Below are 19,091 nucleotides of genomic sequence, written 5' to 3'. Positions count from 1 at the left end.
GGTGTCCTGTATCCACCCAAAGAGAGACGGGCGTGAGGGAGGAGTGCGTCCAAAATCGAGCCGATCGGGCCAATGATGCCGGTCGATGCCGCGCCAGGGCGACAGGGCGAGGCCTTAGACGCCTTCAAAAGACGCCCAGTAGGCCAATCAGGTTAAGCACACCCTTCATGCAAAGCCCTCACAAGGGGAGAAGGCAAGGGGCGCCTGTTAAGCCGGCAACAGCGCGCCTTCGAGCGTGGTGAGCTGGTTGAGGAACTGCTCGGCCTTGCTGCGGGTCTGGTCGTCCTTGGCGTCGGCGGCGTCTTCCCTGGCCTCCTGGATGCGGCGGGCAAGGTCGGCGCGGTCGATGTCGCCGACGGCCACAGCCGATTCCGCCAGCAGCGTGCAGCCGGCCGGAACGATGTCGGCAAAGCCGCCGAACACCACATAGCGCTCTTCCTTGCCTTGCGCGGTCTTTAGCGTGACGACGCCCGGCTTGATCGTCGTCATGACCGGCGCGTGATGCGCCATGACAGTCATTTCGCCCTCGGCGCCCGGAATGACGACGGATTCGACCTGCTCGGAAACCAAGAGGCGCTCCGGCGAGACCAGTTCGAATTTGAAAGCTTCAGGCATGATCAATTTAGCGACTGGTGAATGGTGAATGGTGAATAGTCAGAAAGAATGACCTTCACTCAGCCCCCGATTTCCTATCCGCTACTCCCCATTCACAATTCACTATCGACCCATTCACCATCAGGCCGCTTCAGCGGCCAGGCGCTGTGCCTTCTCGACCGCTTCCTCGATGCCGCCGACCATGTAGAAGGCGGCCTCCGGCAGATGGTCGTAATCGCCGTTGCAAAGGCCCTTGAAGCCCTTGATGGTGTCGGCGAGGTCGACCAGCTTGCCCGGTGCGCCGGTGAACACTTCGGCGACGAAGAAGGGCTGCGACAGGAAGCGCTCGATCTTGCGGGCGCGGGCCACGGTCTGCTTATCCTCTTCCGACAGCTCGTCCATGCCCAGGATGGCGATGATGTCCTGCAGCGACTTGTAGCGCTGAAGGATCGACTGCACCTGGCGGGCGACCTGGTAATGCTCTTCGCCGACAACCATCGGGTCGAGCATGCGCGAGGTCGAATCGAGCGGATCGACCGCCGGATAGATGCCCTTTTCCGAAATCGCGCGGTTGAGCACGGTCGTCGCGTCGAGGTGGGCGAACGAGGTCGCCGGTGCAGGGTCGGTCAGGTCGTCGGCCGGCACATAGATCGCCTGCACCGAGGTGATCGAACCCTTGGTCGTCGTGGTGATACGCTCCTGCAGCGCACCCATGTCGGTGGCCAGCGTCGGCTGGTAGCCCACGGCCGAAGGAATGCGGCCGAGCAGCGCCGACACTTCCGAGCCCGCCTGCGTGAAACGGAAGATGTTGTCTACGAAGAACAGCACGTCCTGGCCCTGATCGCGGAAATATTCGGCAACCGTCAGCCCGGTCAGGCCGACGCGGGCGCGGGCGCCCGGCGGCTCGTTCATCTGGCCATAGACGAGCGCGGCCTTGGAGCCTTCGCCGCCGCCCTTCTTGTTGACGCCGGACTCGATGAACTCGTGATAGAGGTCGTTGCCTTCGCGGGTGCGCTCGCCGACGCCGGCGAACACCGAGAAGCCGCCATGCGCCTTGGCGACGTTGTTGATCAGTTCCTGGATCAGCACCGTCTTGCCGACGCCGGCGCCGCCGAACAGGCCGATCTTGCCGCCGCGGGCATAGGGGGCCAGCAGGTCGAGCACCTTGATGCCGGTGACCAGGATCTGCGCTTCCGTCGACTGCTCGACATAGGTCGGCGCCGGCTGGTGAATCGAGCGCATCTCGATGCCGTCGACCGGGCCTGCCTCGTCGACCGGCTCGCCGATGACGTTGATGATGCGGCCGAGCATGCCCGGGCCGACCGGCACGGTGATCGGAGCGCCGGTATCATAGACGTCCTGGCCGCGGACCAGACCTTCGGTCGAGTCCATGGCGATGCAGCGCACGGTGTTTTCGCCCAGATGCTGGGCCACCTCTAGCACCAGGCGATTGCCGACGTTGATCGTCTCAAGCGCGTTCAGGATCGCCGGCAGATGTTCGCCGAACTGGACGTCGACAACGGCGCCGATGACCTGGCGAACCTTGCCTGCCAGGCCGGTTTTCTTGATGGTGGCGGCCGGCGCATTCACAGCGGCGGCCTTGGTTGCTGCCGCCTTCTTGGCCGGAGCGGCCTTTGCTGCCGCCGGAGCCTTCGCTGGTGCCGCGGCCTTCGGGGCTACCGTCTTCGGGGTCGCTGCTTTCGCCATCGTTCTTACCCTTTTCGTCTCTTTGTTTCTCACACGCTTGAGGTCGATGACCTCCTTGTGGGCGTGCCTAGAGCGCCTCGGCGCCCGAAATGATTTCGATCAATTCCTTGGTGATCTGCGCCTGCCGCTGGCGGTTGTAGGTGATCGACAATTTGTTGATCATGTCGCCGGCGTTGCGCGTCGCATTGTCCATGGCGCTCATCTTGGCGCCCATCTCGCCGGCAGCATTCTCGAGCAGCGCGCGAAAAACCTGCACGGAAATGTTGCGCGGGATGAGATCGGAGAGGATCTCGCCCGGCTCCGGCTCGTATTCGTAGACGGCGCTGCCGCCATCCCTCACTTCCGCGCCAGCCGCAGGCGCGCCCGCCGGGATAATTTGCTGCGCCGTCGGGATCTGGCTGATCACCGACTTGAACTGCGAATAGAACAGCGTGCAGATATCGAAGCCGCCTTCGTTGAACAGGTGGATCACCTTCTTGGCGATGGCATCGGCATTGACGAAGCCCAGCGTCTTGACCTCGCGCAGGTCGACACGCTCGATGATCAGCGCCCCGTAGTCGCGGCGCAATATGTCGAACCCCTTCTTGCCGACGCAGATGATCTTGACCTGCTTGCCGTCTGCCAGAAGCTTACGGATGTGGTCGCGGGCAAAGCGGGCGATCTGCGAATTGAAGCCGCCGCACAGACCGCGTTCGGCCGTGCAGACGACAAGCAGATGCACGTCGTCCTTGCCGGTGCCGGTCATCAGCGCCGGGGCATCGCCGCCGCCGCCGATCGCCTGGGTGATGTTGGCCAGCACCGCGCCCATGCGCTCCGAATAGGGACGCGCCGCTTCCGCCGCTTCCTGCGCGCGACGCAGCTTCGCCGCGGCGACCATCTGCATCGCCTTGGTGATCTTCTGCGTCGCCTTGACCGAGGCGATACGGTTACGAAGGTCTTTTAACGAAGGCATGCTTCAAACCTGATCCCGTCCGTCCTGCTCAAGCAAAGGTCTTGGCGAAGGCGTCGATTTCTGCCTTCAGCCTGGCGCGCAGATCGTCGGACAGCGCCTTCTCCTTGCGGATGCCGTCGAGCACGTCCTTGCCGGCCGAGCGCATATGCGACAACAGGCCATGCTCGAACTTGCCGACCTGGTTGATCGCCAGCTTGTCGAGATAGCCGTTGACGCCGGCGAAGATCACCGCGACCTGCTCCTCGACTTTGAGCGGCGAGAATTGCGGCTGCTTCAACAGCTCGGTCAGACGCGAGCCGCGGTTGAGCAGGCGTTGCGTGGCGGCATCGAGGTCGGAGCCGAACTGCGCGAAAGCAGCCATTTCGCGGTACTGCGCGAGCTCGCCCTTGATTGACCCGGCAACCTGCTTCATCGCCTTGATCTGCGCCGAGGAGCCGACGCGCGACACCGACAGGCCGACATTGACCGCCGGGCGCACGCCCTGGAAGAACAGATTGGTTTCCAGGAAGATCTGGCCGTCGGTGATCGAGATGACGTTGGTCGGGATATAGGCCGAAACGTCGTTGGCCTGCGTTTCGATGATCGGCAGCGCCGTCAGAGACCCGCCGCCGTTTTCGTCGTTGAGCTTGGCGGCGCGCTCGAGCAGGCGCGAGTGCAGGTAGAAGACGTCGCCGGGATAGGCCTCGCGGCCCGGAGGACGGCGCAGCAGCAGCGACATCTGGCGATAGGCGACGGCCTGCTTCGACAGATCGTCGTAGCTGATCAGCGCGTGCATGCCGTTGTCGCGGAAATATTCGCCCATGGTGCAGGCGGTGAACGGCGCCAGGAACTGCATCGGCGCCGGATCGGAGGCGGTCGCGGCGATGATGATCGAATAGTCGAGCGCGCCGCGCTCTTCCAGGACCTTGACGAACTGCGCCACGGTCGAGCGCTTCTGGCCGACGGCGACATAGACGCAGTACAGCTTTTCCTTCTCAGGGCCGTTGTCGTGCACCGATTTCTGGTTGAGCATGGTGTCGAGGATGATCGCGGTCTTGCCGGTCTGGCGGTCGCCGATGACCAGCTCGCGCTGGCCGCGGCCGACCGGGATCAGCGCGTCGATGGCCTTGAGGCCGGTCGACATTGGCTCGTTCACCGATTTGCGCGGGATGATGCCGGGCGCTTTGACGTCGACGCGCTTGCGTTCGGTGGCCTGGATCGGGCCTTTGCCGTCGATCGGGTTGCCGAGCGCGTCGACGACGCGGCCGAGCAGACCCATGCCGACGGGTGCATCGACGATGGCGCCGGTGCGCTTGACGGTGTCGCCTTCCTTGATGTCGCGGTCGGCGCCGAAGATGACAACGCCGACATTGTCGGCTTCGAGGTTGAGCGCCATGCCGCGGATGCCGCCGGGGAACTCGACCATCTCGCCGGCCTGGACATTGTCGAGGCCGTAGACGCGGGCGATACCGTCACCGACGGACAGCACCTGGCCGACTTCGGAGACCTCGGCCTCCTTGCCGAAATTCTTGATCTGGTCTTTCAGAATTGCGGAAATTTCCGCGGCGCGGATGTCCATCAGCCGACCTCTTTCAGTGCAAGCTTGAGCGAATTGAGTTTGGTTTTGAGCGACGTATCGATCTGGCGCGAGCCGATCTTGACCACCAGTCCGCCGAGCAGCGACGGATCGACGGTGACCGTGATCGCCACGTCTTTGCCGGCGACGCTTTTCAGCGCTGCTTTCAGCTCGGTTTCCTGGGCAGGCGTCAGCGGATGCGCCGAGGTGACCTCGGCAGCGGTCTCGCCGCGGTGTTCGGCGGCGATCCGGCGGAACGCCTTGATCATGCCGGGCACGGCGAACAGCCGGCGATTCTGGGCAACGACGCGCAGGAAATTGCCGGTGAGGCCGGTGATCCCTGCTCTGTCGGCGATCGCGGCGATCGCCTTGGCCTGGTCCTCGCTGGAGAAGACAGGGCTCCTGATCAGCCGCGAAAGGTCAGCGCTGCCTTCGAGCATCGTTTCGAACCTGTTGAGGTCGGCCTCGACGCTGGCGACCGAATTGGCCTGCAGCGCGAGTTCGAACAGCGAACCCGCATAGCGTTCTGCGACACCTGAGATTGGCGATGACGATTGGGCCACGGACCGTCTTTTCTCTTGTCTGACAGGCCGCAGATTGTTGGCGCGAGCAAAAACTCTGGCTAAATCTTTGACCTTACTGCATTTTTCCAAGCACGGAGGCGCGGCTTCCGCTATCCCCGGTCGAAAGTCGATTGCCGTCTAGCACAGGCATTTTCAGACCGCAATGCGTCGTCCGGCATGGTTTTCAGGCACTATTGTCGCATCCGCCGGGCGAGTTCAGCAACCAACCCCGGATTGATCCCTGATTCAGGGCAAAAAGCCGAAGGCGAAGGCAAGCGGCAGCGCCGCCAGCACCAGCTCGACGACGATGGAAGCCCAGTTGAACGGCGTGTTGGCGCCGTCCGACATCATCGATAGCAGCCGGCCGAAGGCGGTGAACAGCCAGGAGAAGCCGAGCGCCATATAGAGCAGCGGCTGCGCCAAGAGGATGCAGCACAGGCTGACACCGAGATAGAAGCCCGACATCCTGCCGCGACCTTCGGCGATCGCCGCCGCCTTCTCGGGCTTGACCTGCAGCCTGAGAATCCGGAAGGCCAGCCCTGGCGCCAGGAACAGCAGCAGCCCGAAAAGCAAGGTCACGACGGCGCTTGACCATGCCAGCCACTCGCCCTGGCTCATCGGCCATGGAAACGCAAATTCCATCCTTGTCCCCTCGTAAATGGATATTCAAAATTTTCGGGCATTCTAGCGAAGCAAGAGACATGCGCCAGATGGGCCGTCGCAATTTACGGGGCGTCAGCCCAACGCGAGCGCCGTTGTATCGACCGGGCTAACAGGACGTTACACAACGGGCTGTTTTTTTCTGCACAATTCCTATATTGTGACTACATGAGACCACAAGAGGTTCCGCGCATGAAGACGATGCAACTACGAGAGGCAAAGGCCAGCCTTTCCGCGCTCGTGGAGGCTGCTGAGAACGGTGAGCCCACGGTTATCACCAAGCACGGCAAGCCCGCAGTCATGGTGGTGCCAATCGGTGAGGGACGGAAACTTTATCCGCAGAACAGCCAAAAAGACTTCGTGGATTTCCTGCTTCAGTATCCAGGCGGCATCGAGCTTGAGCGAAACGAATCGCCGTCGCGGGAAGTGGAGTTTTGACCGGCTATCTGCTTGATACGTCTTTTCTCTCGGCATTTGCACCTGGTCGGCCTCTGCTTCCGGCACACGTGCAGAACTGGGTTGCCGAACAAGGAGAACGCGGCTCTTGGCAGCTCTCGTCGATCGTCATCTTGGAGGTGGAACGAGGAATCGCGAAACTGAAGCGGGCGGGCGGGCATATGAAGGCAGAGCGCATCAATGAGTGGTTCGAAAGGTTGCTTCTAGAGTTCAACCAGCGCATCCTTCCCATCGATTTAGCAATCGCGCGAGAAGCCGGAAAACTGGAAGACGCCACTATCGCCAGAGGCGCCAATCCGGGTCTGGCGGACGTTCTGATCGCAGCTACTGCCCGTTTGCACGGCCTGTCAGTTTTGACGGCCAACACCCGGCATTTTGCGATTCTCGACGTGCCTTACCTGAACCCATTCACCGAACGCGCCTCGAAAGGGTAATTCGACAGCTTACAAAAAGCTCTGCGGGTCGATGTCGACCTGGACTCGCACCGAGCCCCTTATCTTTGGTCCCTCGGCCAGCATGGTGCGAATGAACCCTTGCATGTCGGCGCGCCGCTCGCCCTGGATCAGCAGGCGAAAGCGATGGCGGCCGCCGATCAATGACAGCGGCGCCTCGGCCGGGCCGAGCACGAACAGGTCGGTGGCTTGCGGCGCGGCGCGACGCAGGCCACGGGCGTGCCCTTCGGCTTCGGCCCGTGTCGCCGCGCTGACGATGACGCCGGCGAGCCTGCCGAAGGGCGGCAGCCCCGCCCGCTCACGCTCGGCGATCTCGCGCTCGTAGAAGGCCTCGGCATCGCCTGAGACGATCGCGCGCATCACCGGGTGGTCGGGTTGGAAGGTCTGCAGCAGGCCGAGGCTTTTCTTGCCGGTGCGACCGGCGCGGCCGGTCACCTGGCTGAGCAGTTGGAAGGTGCGCTCGGCGGCGCGCGGGTCGCCATTGGCAAGGCCGAGATCGGCATCGACCACACCGACCAGCGTCATGTTGGGGAAATTATGGCCCTTCGCGACGAGTTGCGTGCCGATGACGATGTCGGCCTCGCCATTGGCGATGGCTTCAAGCTCGAGCCGCAGCCGCCGCACGCCGCCCATCAGGTCGGACGACAAGACGATGGTGCGGGCATCGGGGAAATGCGCGACGACCTCCTCGGCGATGCGCTCGACGCCTGGCCCGCAGGCGACCAGATGATCGAGCGTGCCGCATTCCGGACAGGCTTCGGGCCGGCGTTCATTGTGCCCGCAGTGGTGGCAGACGAGCTGGCCGCGAAAGCGGTGCTCGACCAGCCAGGCCGAGCAGACCGGACAGCCGAAGCGGTGGCCGCAGACCCGGCAGAGCGTCAGCGGCGCATAACCGCGGCGGTTGAGGAACAGCAGCGACTGTTCCTGTTTTGCCAGTGTCTGCCGCATTTGTCCAAGCAACACCGGCGACAGGAAACCGCCGCGTGCCGGCGGCGCGCGGCGCATGTCGATCGTCTTGAGATCGGGAAGTGCCGCCTCGGCAAAGCGCGCCGAAAGCACCGCCCTGCTGTAGCGGCCCTGGCTGGCATTGACCCGGCTTTCGACCGACGGTGTCGCCGAAGCGAGCACGACCGGAAAGCCGCCGATATGGCCGCGCACCACGGCCATGTCGCGCGCGTTGTAAAAGACGCGATCCTCCTGCTTGTAGGCGGGATCGTGCTCTTCGTCGACGACGATCAGTCCAAGCTCCCTGAACGGCAGGAACAGCGCCGAGCGCGCGCCGGCGACGACCCGCGCGCCGCCTTCCGCTACCTGCCGCCAGACCTTTTCGCGCATCCTTGGCGGCAGGTCCGAGTGCCACTCCGCCGGCTTGGCGCCGAACCGCTCCTGGAAGCGTTCGAGGAAGGCATGGGTCAGCGCAATTTCCGGCAGCAGGATCAGCACCTGCTTGCCGCGATCGAGCGCGGCCGCGACCGCCTCGAAATAGACCTCCGTCTTGCCGGATCCGGTTACACCGTCGAGCAGGGTGACCCCGAATGTACCGGTCGCGACATTGGCGCGCAGCGTCTCGGCGGCATCGCTCTGGTCGGGCATCAGTGAAGGCACGGCGTAGCCGGGATCGGGTGCTGCGACCACCGGCCGCGGCGGGATCATCACCGTCTGGAATACGCCCTGCGCCCGCAGCCCGTCCACCACCGTCGACGACACGCCTGCCGCATGCGCCAGGCCGGATCGCGTCCAGGCAAGTCCGCCTTCGGCCGTCTCCAGCACGCGCGTCCTCGCCTCCGTCATCCGGTCGGGCTTGGCGAAGGTGCGCTGCAGCCCTTCGATCCACGGCTCCGGATCGAACGCCTCCGGCGCCCTGAGCAGCATGCGCGCCACCATGCCGGGCGGCGACAGCGTGTACTGCGCCACCCAATCGACAAAACGCCGCATCGCGCGGTCGATCGGCGGGCAGTCGAAAACCTGCTCGATCGGCCGCAATTTCTTCGCGTCGACCTTTTCGACGGCGCCGTCCCAGACGATGCCGGCGACCTGGCGGGGCCCAAGCGGAACGCGCACGATCGAGCCCGGCACCACGCGCATGCCAGCCGGCACGGCATAGGTGTAGGGGCGCTCGGCGGGCATCGGCACCAGCACCGGTGCGGCCGCGACAAAGGGCGAATCTTCGATCATGAGGCGTGACCTTGCCCCGACTTTGGTCTAGATCAAAGTCCGACCCCGAATGTGCATGACGTGCACATGAAAAATCTTCAGGAGACCGCCATGAAATTTTTTGTCGACACCGCCGATGTCAAGGAAATCCGCGAGCTGAACGATTTGGGGCTGCTCGACGGCGTAACCACCAATCCGTCGCTGATCCTGAAATCCGGCGGCAAGATCGCCGACGTCACAAGAGAGATCTGCGAGATCGTCAAGGGCCCAGTCTCGGCCGAAGTCGTCGCCACCGAATACAAGGACATGATGGCGGAGGCCAAGATCCTGGCCAGGATCGCCGACAATGTCTGCATCAAGGTGCCGCTGACGCTCGATGGCCTGAGAGCCTGCAAGGACATCCGGTCGGACGGCCGCATGGTCAACGTCACGCTGTGCTTCTCGGCCACCCAGGCGCTGCTCGCCGCCAAGGCCGGCGCCTCCTTCATCTCGCCCTTCGTCGGCCGCATCGACGACAGCGGCTGGGACGGCATGGAGCTGATTGCCGATATCCGCACCATCTACGACAATTATGACTTCCAGACCGAGATCCTGACCGCTTCTGTGCGCACCGTGAACCATGTCAAGCAGGCGGCGCTAATCGGTGCCGATGTCATCACCGCGCCGCCGGCGACGCTCAAGGCACTGGTCAAACACCCGCTGACCGACAAGGGCCTGGAACTGTTCCTCGCCGACTGGGCAAAGACCGGGCAGAAGATCGGCTGAAGCGACTATCCTACGAAAAAAAAAGGCCGAGCAATCGGCCTTTTTTTGCAGATTGCGCACTCCGGAAAGACCTAGCTTGCCGCCGGCTTGCCGTGCTTGATCAGATCCTGAGCGATCGACAGCCGCAGCACATCTGCCAGCTCGCGCGCCGCACGGTTCTCGGCGTCGATCTGGGCTCGGTATGACGCGAATTCCTGGCGCGGCCTGTCGTATGACGACGGAATCGAGCGCTTGCCCCTCGCTATGACCGTGCCCGTCTTGGCATCGCTGAGCACATAGTTGGCGGTCAGCGTTACAGTGCCGGCGGTCGGCTCGTCCTCGTCTGTCGTGACCTGCTCGATTGCCGCCGATTCGACGAGTTCGGAGACGCCGAGATCAAGCGAATAGACCGGCGAAGCCGGCTCGCCGGCGCCCCGGCCGAGCGCGAAGATCAAATTGTTGCGGACCTGCTGGGCGTAGCGGGTCTTGACCGGCTTGACCGAGATCGATGCCAGCTCGGCAGCAGCGCCGACCTGCGAGCCGGCGATCAGCGGCGCGCTCGAATAGAGCGGCCGCACCGTACAGGCGGAAACCAGCGCCACCGAGGCGAGCAGCCCGCAAAGCACGACGCGGCGCAGCGTCAGCTCTGTCTTTCGCGGATCAGGCAACGACATTAACGATCCTCTGCGGCACGATGATCACCTTGCGCGGCGCCTTACCTTCGAGCGCTCTCTGCACGAAGTCGAGGGCCAGAACCGCTTTTTCGACCGCACCTTGGTCCGCGTCGCGGGCAATTGTCAAATCGCCGCGCTTCTTGCCGTTGACCTGCACCGGCAGCACGATCTCGGCGTCGACGACAAGCGAGGGATCGTAGACCGGCCAGGGCCGTTCGGCGACAAGGTCGGTGCCGCCGAGCGTCTGCCAGCACTCCTCGGCCAGATGCGGCATGACCGGCGCGATCAGGTGCACCAGGATCTCGACGGCCTCACGGCAGGCCGCTTGCAGCGCCGGACCGGCCTTGCCCTCTGCCGCCTCGTTGAGCGGTACAGTCAAGGCATTGGCGAGCTCATAGATGCGGGCGATGGCGCGGTTGAAGGCGAGCTTTTCGATATCCTCACCGACCGATTTCAGGATCTTGTGCGCGGCCTTGGACACTGTCCCGGCCTCGCCGTCCTTCGCCGCCTCTGGCCGGACTCCGGCGAGCGATTCGGCAGCCGTCGACACCAGGCGCCAGATGCGCTGGATGAAGCGGTGCGCGCCGGCCGCACCCTCGTCGGTCCATTCGACATCGCGCTCGGGCGGCGAGTCCGACAGCATGAACCAGCGCGCCGTATCGGCGCCGTAGCCGTCGGTGATCTCTTCCGGACTCACCGTATTCTTCTTCGACTTCGACATCTTTTCGAGCGGACCGATCACCGCCTCTTCGCCGGTGGCGATTTCGAAGGCGCGGCGCTTGCCGTCGGCGTCTTCCAGCCTGACCTCGCTTGGCGCAAGCCAGCGGCCGTTCGAGGCGCCGCCAACCCGATAGGTCTCGTGCACCACCATGCCTTGCGTGAACAGGCCCCTGAACGGCTCGGCGAGATCGACATGGCCGGTCTCGCGCATGGCGCGGGTGAAAAAGCGCGAATAGAGCAAATGCAGGATCGCATGCTCAATACCGCCAATATACTGGTCGACCGGCAGCCATTCAGTCGCGGCCTCGGGATCGGTCGGATCGTTTGCCCACGGCGCGGTGAAGCGAGCGAAATACCACGAAGAATCGACAAATGTGTCCATCGTGTCGGTTTCGCGCCGCGCATCCTTGCCGCAACGCGGGCATTTGACGTGCCGCCATGTCGGATGGCGATCGAGCGGATTGCCCGGCCGGTCGAACTCGATGTCGTCCGGCAGCTTGACCGGCAGGTCGGCTTTCGGCACCGGCACCACGCCGCAATCCTCGCAATGGATCATCGGGATCGGGCAGCCCCAATAGCGCTGGCGCGAAATGCCCCAGTCGCGCAGGCGGAAATTCACCTTGCGCTCTGCCATCGGCCGGTTGCCGATGGTCCTTTGTTCCAGCAGCTTCGCCACCTCGTCGAATGCCTGATCCGGCTTCATGCCGTCGAGGAAGCGCGAATTGATCATCGCGCCATCATCGACGTAAGCCTCGTCGATGACCTGGAAGCTTCCTTGATTCTTGCCTTCCGGCATCACCACCGGAATGACCGGAAGGCCGTATCTGTTGGCGAAGTCGAGGTCGCGCTGGTCATGTGCCGGGCAGCCGAAGATGGCGCCGGTGCCATAGTCCATCAGCACGAAATTGGCGACGTAGACGGGTAGCGTCCACCTCTCGTCGAACGGATGGACGACGCGAGTGCCGGTATCGAAACCCTTCTTCTCGGCCGTCTCCAAGGCCGCCGCCGAAGTGCCCATATGGCGGACTTCGTCGATGAACTTTGCCAGTGCCGGATTGTCTTTGGCGGCCTTTTTGGCCAGCGGATGGTCGGCCGCAATCGCCATGAAGGACGCGCCGAAGATCGTGTCGGGCCTTGTCGTATAGACTTCGAGCTCATGCTCGCCGGCGATTGGCTTGACCAGCGGCCAGCGGATCAGCAGCCCTTCTGAACGGCCGATCCAGTTCGCCTGCATCAGCTTCACTTTTTCCGGCCAGTCGTCGAGCTGATCGAGCGAATCCAGCAGATCCTGCGCATAATCGGTGATCTTGAAGAACCACTGCGTCAGCTCGCGCTGTTCCACCAGCGCGCCTGAGCGCCAGCCGCGTCCGTCGATGACCTGCTCGTTGGCAAGCACCGTCATGTCCTCCGGATCCCAGTTGACCTTGGAGGATTTGCGCGTCACCAGCCCCTTCTCGACGAAATCGAGGAACAGCATCTGCTGGCGGTGATAGTAGTCGACATCGCAGGTGGCGAACTCGCGCGCCCAATCGAGCGACAGGCCCATGACCTTGAGCTGCTCGCGCATGGCGGCGATGTTCTGATAGGTCCAGTCCTTGGGATGGACCTTGTTCTGCATCGCCGCGTTTTCGGCTGGCATGCCAAAGGCGTCCCAGCCCATCGGGTGCAGCACATTGAAACCCTTGGCCCGCTTGTAGCGCGCCACCACATCGCCCATCGTATAGTTGCGGGTATGGCCGATATGGATGCGCCCCGACGGATAGGGGAACATCTCCAGCACGTAGTATTTCGGGCGCGGGTCGTCATTGTCGGCTTCGAACAGCTTCTTGGCGTCCCAGGCCTTCTGCCATTTGGGCTCTGACGCGCGCGGATTGTATCGTTCGGTTGCCATCGGGTGTTTTTCACTTAAAAGCATGCGCGAGCCGCCGGACAATGCCCGGGCGGCTCAGGAAATGTCGTCGCGGTGTTCACCATGGATTGCCGGACCCGTCAACTGCGGCGATCCGGCGAAAAGCCAAACACAGGCAGGATATAGGCATGGCGAGCGCCGCCGAACAGCTTTTCACGGTCAAGGCAAGGATCGCTGCCGCCGAGCGCGAGGCAGGCCGTGAGGCCGGAGCGGTGACGCTGGTCGCGGTCTCGAAAACCTTCGACGCCGCCGATATCCGCCCCGTCATCGAGGCCGGCCAGCGCGTCTTCGGCGAAAACCGCGTCCAGGAAGCACAAGCCAAATGGCCGGCACTGCGGACGGCGTTTCCCGACGTCGAGCTGCATCTGATCGGTCCGCTGCAATCGAACAAGGCCAAGGAAGCGGTGGCATTGTTCGACGTCATCGAAACCATCGACCGTGAAAAGATCGCCGCAGAGCTGGCCAAGGAGATCGCCAGGCAGGGCAGGACGCCAAGGCTCTATGTCCAGGTCAACACCGGCTCCGAGCCGCAAAAGGCCGGCATCGAGCCACGCGAGGCTGTCGCCTTCGTCGCCCGCTGCCGCTCGGTTCACGCCCTCGCCATCGAAGGGCTGATGTGCATTCCGCCGGCCGACGAGAACCCCGGCCCGCATTTCGCGCTGCTGGAAAAGCTTGGGCTTGAGGCCGGCGTCGACAAGCTCTCCATGGGCATGTCCGGCGACTACGAAACCGCGATCGCCTTCGGCGCGACCAATGTCAGGGTTGGATCGGCGATTTTCGGCGCCAGATGAGGCGCAGCCGCCCTTAGGCCACAAGCTGACATTGACTAAGCCAGCGCATAGAAACGGAACGTTTCGTTCCTATATCGATCGAGTTATTCTCAACCCGTCTGGAGCCACCATGCGTTACAATCAACTTGGAAATACGGGGATGTTCGTCTCCGAACTTTGCCTCGGCACGATGACGTTCGGCGCGGCCGGCGAGAATGCCCAATGGGGCCTGATCGCCAGCCTCGACCAGAAGGGCGTCGACGAGATCGTTGCCCGCTCCCTCGCCGCCGGCGTCAATTTCTTCGACACGGCGGATGTCTATTCCTTCGGCGCCTCGGAACGGCTTCTCGGCCAGTCGCTCAGGAACCTTGGCGTCAACCGTCAGGACGTGATCATCGCCACCAAGGTTCATGGCGCCATGGGCGGCGGCCCGAACCAGCGCGGTTCCTCGCGCGGCCACATCATGGATTCGGTCGAGAGCAGCCTCGAGCGGCTACAGCTCGATCACATCGATCTCTACCAGCTGCACGGCACCGACACGGTGACGCCGATCGACGAAACGCTGCGGGCGCTCGACGACCTGGTTGCCGCCGGCAAGGTCCGCTATGTCGGCGTCTCGAACTGGCAGGCCTGGCGCATCGCCAAGGCGCTGGGTATTGCGGAGCGCAAAGGCTTTGCCCGCTTCGAGACCGTGCAGTCGTATTATTCGATCGCCGGCCGCGATCTCGAGCGCGAAATCGTGCCGCTGCTCAACGAGGAGAAACTCGGGCTGATGGTCTGGTCGCCGATGGCTGGCGGCCTGCTCTCCGGCAAATACGGACCGGGCGCCCCCGGCAATGGCGAGGGCCGCCGCGCCAGCTTCAATTTCCCGCCGGTCAATGAGGACCGTGCCTGGGCAGCGGTCGCTGTCATGCGCGAGATCGCCGTCAAGCACGGCGTCAGCGTCGCCACGGTGGCGCTCGGCTATGTCCTGGCCAAGCCATTCGTGATGAGCGTCATCATCGGCGCCAGCCGCATGGAGCAGCTGGAACAGAACCTTGCAGCCACCGAGTTGCAGCTCGATGCCGATGATCTTGTTCGCCTCGACGAAGTCAGTGCCCTGCCCGCCGAATACCCCGGCTGGATGCTGGAGCGTCAGGCGGCCGGCCGGCGGCCGGCGCCCTTTGTGCCGAAAAAGTAGTTCAATTTACCTTCGATTCGATGCTTTGGGAGCCGGCAGGCTCCCGATCTTTTTTTGGGCTCAAGTCAGCCGAACAGTCTCGACCAAAAAGTCCAAAAACGCCCGCACCCGCGCCGGCAGATACTTGCCTTGGCCGACATAGACGGCGTGGGTGAGTTCCTCGTCGCCGGGATTGAAATCTTCCAGCAGCGGCAGAAGCCGGCCGGCGGCAATGTCGGCCTCCACATGCCAGCGTGCCAGCCGGGCGATGCCCGCCCCCGAGAGCGCCATCAGCCGCATCGCCTCGCCGTCGCTGACCAGCGTATTTCCTATGATCGACAGGGTGATCGGCTTGCCGGCCGCGTCGATAAAAGGCCAGCCCTCGAGGTGACGAACGAAACGGAATCCCATCCGGTTGTGACGATCGAGGTCGGCGGGCGTCTTGGGCGTGCCACGCGCTTCGAGATACGATGGCGCCGCAACGACGACCACCCGGCTCTGCCCGAGCTTGCGCGCCACCAGCCGTGATTCGCCGAGCGGCCCGGCGCGGATGGCGACGTCAGCGCGCTCCTCCATCAGGTCGATGACATCGTCGGTCAACACCAGATCGACCGAGATTTCGGGGTAGCGCTCTAGGAAACGCGGCAAAAGCGGGATCAGCCGATGCTGCCCGAAAGGCACGTAGCTGTTGATCCGCAGCCGGCCACGCGGCGCGGCACCCGCCGCTGCCTCGCGCTCGGCCGCCGCCATGTCGGCAAGGACGCGCACGCCGCTGTCGAAGAACGCCGCCCCCTCCGGCGTCAGTTGCAGCTTGCGCGTCGAACGGCTGACCAGCCGCGCACCAAGCCGCGCCTCCAGCCGCGCGATCAGCTTGCTCACCGCCGACGGCGTCATCCGCAACGCGCGGGCAGCGGCTGAAAAGCTGCCCGCCTCGACGACGCGGACGAACACTTCGATCTCGCCGGAGCGATTGATGTCGGGCCTGGCCATTGGTGAATCTATTTCACAGACGATGTGCCCGATGCAAGGCTGGTTCACAGCACATCGCGGCACGATCTTCCGGATCGGGGCGTGGGAGGACACGGCGCCCGTCGTCAAAACTGGTCGTCATCGAAGTGGGAACCGCCATGCCCCTTGCTCTTTACGCTCTTGCCGCCGGTGCCTTTGGCATCGGCGTCACCGAATTCGTCATCATGGGCCTGCTGCTCGACGTCAGCACCGATCTCGGCGTCTCGATCTCAGCTTCCGGCCAGCTGATTTCCGGCTATGCGCTGGGCGTCGTCATCGGCGCGCCGCTGCTGACGATCGCGACCGGCCGTTGGCCGCGCAAGACCGTGCTTCTGGCGCTGATGGCGATCTTCACGCTGGGCAACCTCGCTTGTGCGCTTGCCCCAGACTACTGGACGCTGATGGGTGCGCGCGTACTGACCGCCTTCGCCCACGGTACCTTCTTCGGCGTCGGCTCGGTCGTGGCGACCGGACTGGTGGCGCCCAACAAGAAAGCCTCGGCGATCGCCCTGATGTTCACCGGCCTGACCATCGCCAACATCCTCGGCGTGCCCTTCGGCACATGGCTCGGCCAAGCCTTCGGCTGGCGCGCGACCTTCTGGGCGGTGACCCTGGTCGGCATCGCCGCCTTTACCATCATTCTGCTGCTGGTGCCGCGCAGCCGAACAGAGCCTGAGAAGAGCAATTTGCGCGCCGATCTCGCCTTGCTCGGCCGCGCGCCGGTCCTGCTTGGCTTTGCCACCACCGTGCTTGGCTATGCCGGCGTCTTCGCCGTCTTCACCTACATCGCCCCGTTGCTGACCGAGATCACCGGTTTTGACGAGACAGCGGTGTCGCCGATCCTGCTGGTCTTCGGCGGCGGCCTCATCGCCGGCAACCTCGCCGGCGGCAAGTTCGCCGATCGCTGGCTGGTACCGTCCGTTCTCGGCAGTCTCGTCGTGCTGGCGCTGGTGCTCGGCACCATGACCTTCGCCCTGCACAGCCAGGTCATGGCCGTTATCTATGTCGGCCTGCTCGGCGCCGCCGCCTTCGCCACCGTCGCGCCGCTACAGTTATGGGTGTTGCAGAAGGCGCAAGGCGCCGGCCAGAGCCTAGCTTCATCCTTCAACATCGCCGCCTTCAACCTCGGCAATGCGGCCGGCGCCTGGCTCGGCGGCGTGGTCATCGCCCATGGTCCCGGCCTCGGTGCCGTCACCTGGGTCGCGGCGCTGTTGCCACTTTCAGCGCTTGCCGTAGCGGCGTTTGCGCTGCGTCTCGACCGAGATCCTGTCCTCGCTACACCGGAAATCGCGCGGTCATAGAACGCAAACCTCAGCCAATCTTTGAAACAGCCATCCTTCCACAAGGAGCAAACCCATGGATTATCGAAATCTTGGCGCATCAGGCCTGAAGGTCCCGGTGCTCTCGTTCGGCGCTGGAACCTTCGGCGGTTCAGGCCCGCTGTTCGGTGCCTGGGGCAACAGCGATGCGGCGGAAGCACGGCGGCTGGTCGACATCTGCCTTGAGGCCGGCGTCAACCTGTTCGACACCGCCGATGTCTATTCGAATGGCGCTTCCGAACAAGTGCTCGGCGCTGCCATCAAGGGCCGCCGCGACGCCGTGCTGATCTCGACCAAGACCTCGCTGCCGATGGGCGACGGTCCCAACGATGCCGGCTCGTCACGTTCACGCCTGATCAAGGCCGTCGAAGACGCGCTGAAGCGTCTTGGCACCGATTACATCGACCTGCTGCAACTGCACGCCTTCGACGCCGCAACACCGATCGAGGAGGTGCTGTCGACGCTGGACAGTCTCGTGCGCGCCGGCAAGCTGCGTTATGTCGGCGTCTCCAATTTTTCCGGCTGGCAAGTGATGAAGTCGCTCGGCCTGGCGGATAGACATGGCTATCCCCGATACGTCGCCCATCAGGTCTATTACTCGCTGGTCGGACGCGATTATGAATGGGAGTTGATGCCGCTCGGCCTCGACCAGGGCGTCGGTGCGCTGGTGTGGAGCCCACTCGGCTGGGGCCGCCTGACCGGCAAGATCCGCCGTGGCCAGAAGCTGCCTGAGAAAAGCCGGCTGCACGACACGGCAAGCTTCGGACCGCCCGTCGAGGATGAGCATCTCTATCGGGTCGTCGACGCGCTTGATGTTGTCGCCGAGGAAACCGGCAAGACCATACCGCAGATCGCCATCAATTGGCTGCTGCAGCGGCCGACCGTCGCCTCCGTCATCATTGGCGCGCGCAACGAGGAGCAGTTGCACCAGAATCTCGGCGCCGTCGGCTGGTCCTTGACAGCCGAGCAGATGAAGAAGCTCGACACGGCAAGTGAGATCACCGCACCCTATCCGTATTTTCCCTATCGCCGGCAGGAGGGTTTGCCCGGCTGAACCCGCCCGCAGTCTGACGCTCCAAAAGCTGGGCGGCGGCTCCCAGACTGCCGCCCGCCCGGCTAATGCAGAACGAACTCGCCGTCGACCTTGCGCCATTCGTTCGGCGCGATCAGCTTCTGGTGCGTGTAGCTGACCGAATGCAGCGGGCCTTCGAGCTTGGCCTTCCAGAACTCGATGAAGCGGATCAGCACGGGAAATTTCGGGGCGATGTCGTAATCCTGCCAGATGAAGCTCTGCAGCAGATGCGGATGATCTGGGAAGTGATAAAGAATCTTGGCCGTGGTCAAGCCATAGCCCTTGAGCATCAGGTCCATTTCTGAATGGTCGCGCATTGCCGGTCCCCTGGTTGATTCTCCTTCCTCCCAGCCTGAAATTGTGCACCCCATTTGCTTATTCGTCTATTGATATTTCTGCGATCAAACCAGATTCCTCCCGCAAAAACATGCGCTTAGCAGCCGCCTCACGAGAGTGCTGACACCGCCCGGCAAGGCACCTGCGGCATCCCGCCGCGCGAATCCAACGTCTAATGTTGCCGTCACCGCCGAACTGTTAATAATGCGCGCGAATTCGCGGCCGCATCGCCGCGATCCTGCCGGCGGTCAAGCCGGCGGTTTGGTTTTGGGGAGGAAGGCGAAGAA

17 protein-coding genes and 1 pseudogene are annotated in these 19,091 nt (G+C 63.5%); 7 read left to right on the top strand and 11 right to left on the bottom strand.

Annotation, left to right across the window (positions count from 1 at the left end):
- Positions 1–207: 207 nt before the first annotated feature.
- The 6 genes from NKH59_RS07455 to NKH59_RS07430 all read right to left on the bottom strand — a co-directional run bounded on the left by NKH59_RS07455 (position 208) and on the right by NKH59_RS07430 (position 6,013).
- A complete protein-coding gene (locus tag NKH59_RS07455; RefSeq protein WP_023678096.1) occupies positions 208–615 on the bottom strand; it encodes a F0F1 ATP synthase subunit epsilon in 408 nt (135 codons plus the stop codon).
- A gap of 120 nt (positions 616–735) precedes the next feature.
- A complete protein-coding gene (gene atpD, locus NKH59_RS07450) occupies positions 736–2,301 on the bottom strand; it encodes a F0F1 ATP synthase subunit beta (protein WP_352683656.1) in 1,566 nt (521 codons plus the stop codon).
- A gap of 67 nt (positions 2,302–2,368) precedes the next feature.
- Positions 2,369–3,253, bottom strand: a complete 885-nt coding sequence (locus NKH59_RS07445) for a F0F1 ATP synthase subunit gamma (RefSeq protein ID WP_352471280.1) — start codon at positions 3,251–3,253, stop codon at positions 2,369–2,371.
- Between the two features lie 28 nt (positions 3,254–3,281).
- Complete coding sequence (atpA, locus tag NKH59_RS07440; RefSeq protein ID WP_352489181.1) at positions 3,282–4,811, bottom strand: F0F1 ATP synthase subunit alpha; 1,530 nt, start codon at positions 4,809–4,811, stop codon at positions 3,282–3,284.
- Complete coding sequence (locus tag NKH59_RS07435) at positions 4,811–5,371, bottom strand: F0F1 ATP synthase subunit delta (RefSeq protein ID WP_353021420.1); 561 nt, start codon at positions 5,369–5,371, stop codon at positions 4,811–4,813. Before NKH59_RS07435 ends, atpA begins: the two co-directional genes overlap by 1 nt.
- Before the next feature lie 246 nt (positions 5,372–5,617).
- A complete protein-coding gene (locus NKH59_RS07430; protein WP_352500793.1) occupies positions 5,618–6,013 on the bottom strand; it encodes an AGROH133_08824 family phage infection protein in 396 nt (131 codons plus the stop codon).
- A 210-nt stretch (positions 6,014–6,223) separates the two neighbouring features.
- On the opposite strand from NKH59_RS07430, the gene NKH59_RS07425 reads away from it, so the two are divergent.
- Both NKH59_RS07425 and NKH59_RS07420 read left to right on the top strand, forming a co-directional pair.
- Positions 6,224–6,469, top strand: coding sequence for a type II toxin-antitoxin system Phd/YefM family antitoxin (locus NKH59_RS07425; RefSeq protein WP_254018681.1), 246 nt, complete (start codon positions 6,224–6,226; stop codon positions 6,467–6,469).
- Positions 6,466–6,921 carry a type II toxin-antitoxin system VapC family toxin gene (locus tag NKH59_RS07420; RefSeq protein WP_352471284.1) on the top strand — a complete coding sequence of 152 codons (456 nt, stop codon included), beginning with the start codon at positions 6,466–6,468 and terminating at the stop codon, positions 6,919–6,921. The genes NKH59_RS07425 and NKH59_RS07420 overlap by 4 nt, the downstream gene beginning before the upstream one ends.
- 9 nt (positions 6,922–6,930) lie before the next feature.
- On the opposite strand, the gene NKH59_RS07415 is transcribed toward NKH59_RS07420, so the two are convergent.
- On the bottom strand, positions 6,931–9,114 hold the full coding sequence (locus NKH59_RS07415; protein ID WP_353014391.1) for a primosomal protein N': 2,184 nt from the start codon (positions 9,112–9,114) through the stop codon (positions 6,931–6,933).
- A gap of 90 nt (positions 9,115–9,204) precedes the next feature.
- Here NKH59_RS07415 and fsa point away from each other — a divergent pair, with 90 nt between their 5' ends.
- On the top strand, positions 9,205–9,858 hold the full coding sequence (gene fsa / locus NKH59_RS07410; RefSeq protein ID WP_023678103.1) for a fructose-6-phosphate aldolase: 654 nt from the start codon (positions 9,205–9,207) through the stop codon (positions 9,856–9,858).
- Positions 9,859–9,929: 71 nt separating this feature from the next.
- Here the strand turns inward: fsa and NKH59_RS07405 are convergent, their stop codons facing one another.
- Positions 9,930–10,511, bottom strand: a complete 582-nt coding sequence (locus tag NKH59_RS07405; RefSeq protein ID WP_352504883.1) for an LPS assembly lipoprotein LptE — start codon at positions 10,509–10,511, stop codon at positions 9,930–9,932.
- Positions 10,498–13,122 carry a leucine--tRNA ligase gene (leuS, locus tag NKH59_RS07400; RefSeq protein ID WP_353014390.1) on the bottom strand — a complete coding sequence of 875 codons (2,625 nt, stop codon included), beginning with the start codon at positions 13,120–13,122 and terminating at the stop codon, positions 10,498–10,500. The genes NKH59_RS07405 and leuS overlap by 14 nt, the downstream gene beginning before the upstream one ends.
- A 146-nt stretch (positions 13,123–13,268) precedes the next feature.
- Here leuS and NKH59_RS07395 point away from each other — a divergent pair, with 146 nt between their 5' ends.
- Together NKH59_RS07395 and NKH59_RS07390 are read left to right on the top strand one after the other, a co-directional pair.
- On the top strand, positions 13,269–13,931 hold the full coding sequence (locus tag NKH59_RS07395) for a YggS family pyridoxal phosphate-dependent enzyme (protein ID WP_353014389.1): 663 nt from the start codon (positions 13,269–13,271) through the stop codon (positions 13,929–13,931).
- Positions 13,932–14,040: 109 nt separating this feature from the next.
- A complete protein-coding gene (locus NKH59_RS07390; protein WP_352471289.1) occupies positions 14,041–15,090 on the top strand; it encodes an aldo/keto reductase in 1,050 nt (349 codons plus the stop codon).
- 60 nt (positions 15,091–15,150) lie between these two features.
- Here NKH59_RS07390 and NKH59_RS07385 read toward each other — a convergent pair whose 3' ends face one another.
- Positions 15,151–16,059, bottom strand: coding sequence for a LysR family transcriptional regulator (locus NKH59_RS07385; protein ID WP_352500794.1), 909 nt, complete (start codon positions 16,057–16,059; stop codon positions 15,151–15,153).
- Between the two features lie 137 nt (positions 16,060–16,196).
- Here NKH59_RS07385 and NKH59_RS07380 point away from each other — a divergent pair, with 137 nt between their 5' ends.
- Both NKH59_RS07380 and NKH59_RS07375 read left to right on the top strand, forming a co-directional pair.
- Positions 16,197–17,378, top strand: coding sequence for an MFS transporter (locus tag NKH59_RS07380; protein WP_352471291.1), 1,182 nt, complete (start codon positions 16,197–16,199; stop codon positions 17,376–17,378).
- A 55-nt stretch (positions 17,379–17,433) separates the two neighbouring features.
- A pseudogene (locus NKH59_RS07375) lies at positions 17,434–18,467 on the top strand (aldo/keto reductase).
- Between the two features lie 45 nt (positions 18,468–18,512).
- On the opposite strand, the gene NKH59_RS07370 reads toward NKH59_RS07375, so the two are convergent.
- Positions 18,513–18,785, bottom strand: coding sequence for an usg protein (locus NKH59_RS07370; protein ID WP_023678111.1), 273 nt, complete (start codon positions 18,783–18,785; stop codon positions 18,513–18,515).
- Positions 18,786–19,091: the final 306 nt, after the last annotated feature.

Source organism: Mesorhizobium sp. M0998, assembly GCF_040318885.1.
GTDB lineage: Bacteria > Pseudomonadota > Alphaproteobacteria > Rhizobiales > Rhizobiaceae > Mesorhizobium.
The sequence above is the reverse complement of the archived record's forward strand: the minus strand, read 5'-3'. Positions and strand labels throughout refer to the sequence as shown.

Excerpts from the sequence above, each read along its gene's own strand:
- NKH59_RS07370 (WP_023678111.1), bottom strand. The coding sequence starts at position 18,785 with ATGCGCGACCATTCAGAAATGGACCTGATGCTCAAGGGCTATGGCTTG.
- atpD (WP_352683656.1), bottom strand. The coding sequence starts at position 2,301 with ATGGCGAAAGCAGCGACCCCGAAGACGGTAGCCCCGAAGGCCGCGGCA.
- fsa (WP_023678103.1), top strand. The coding sequence starts at position 9,205 with ATGAAATTTTTTGTCGACACCGCCGATGTCAAGGAAATCCGCGAGCTG.
- NKH59_RS07380 (WP_352471291.1), top strand. The coding sequence starts at position 16,197 with ATGCCCCTTGCTCTTTACGCTCTTGCCGCCGGTGCCTTTGGCATCGGC.
- NKH59_RS07425 (WP_254018681.1), top strand. The coding sequence starts at position 6,224 with ATGAAGACGATGCAACTACGAGAGGCAAAGGCCAGCCTTTCCGCGCTC.
- NKH59_RS07390 (WP_352471289.1), top strand. The coding sequence starts at position 14,041 with ATGCGTTACAATCAACTTGGAAATACGGGGATGTTCGTCTCCGAACTT.
- leuS (WP_353014390.1), bottom strand. The coding sequence starts at position 13,122 with ATGGCAACCGAACGATACAATCCGCGCGCGTCAGAGCCCAAATGGCAG.
- NKH59_RS07455 (WP_023678096.1), bottom strand. The coding sequence starts at position 615 with ATGCCTGAAGCTTTCAAATTCGAACTGGTCTCGCCGGAGCGCCTCTTG.
- NKH59_RS07395 (WP_353014389.1), top strand. The coding sequence starts at position 13,269 with ATGGCGAGCGCCGCCGAACAGCTTTTCACGGTCAAGGCAAGGATCGCT.
- NKH59_RS07445 (WP_352471280.1), bottom strand. The coding sequence starts at position 3,253 with ATGCCTTCGTTAAAAGACCTTCGTAACCGTATCGCCTCGGTCAAGGCG.
- atpA (WP_352489181.1), bottom strand. The coding sequence starts at position 4,811 with ATGGACATCCGCGCCGCGGAAATTTCCGCAATTCTGAAAGACCAGATC.
- NKH59_RS07430 (WP_352500793.1), bottom strand. The coding sequence starts at position 6,013 with ATGGAATTTGCGTTTCCATGGCCGATGAGCCAGGGCGAGTGGCTGGCA.
- NKH59_RS07385 (WP_352500794.1), bottom strand. The coding sequence starts at position 16,059 with ATGGCCAGGCCCGACATCAATCGCTCCGGCGAGATCGAAGTGTTCGTC.
- NKH59_RS07415 (WP_353014391.1), bottom strand. The coding sequence starts at position 9,114 with ATGATCGAAGATTCGCCCTTTGTCGCGGCCGCACCGGTGCTGGTGCCG.
- NKH59_RS07405 (WP_352504883.1), bottom strand. The coding sequence starts at position 10,511 with ATGTCGTTGCCTGATCCGCGAAAGACAGAGCTGACGCTGCGCCGCGTC.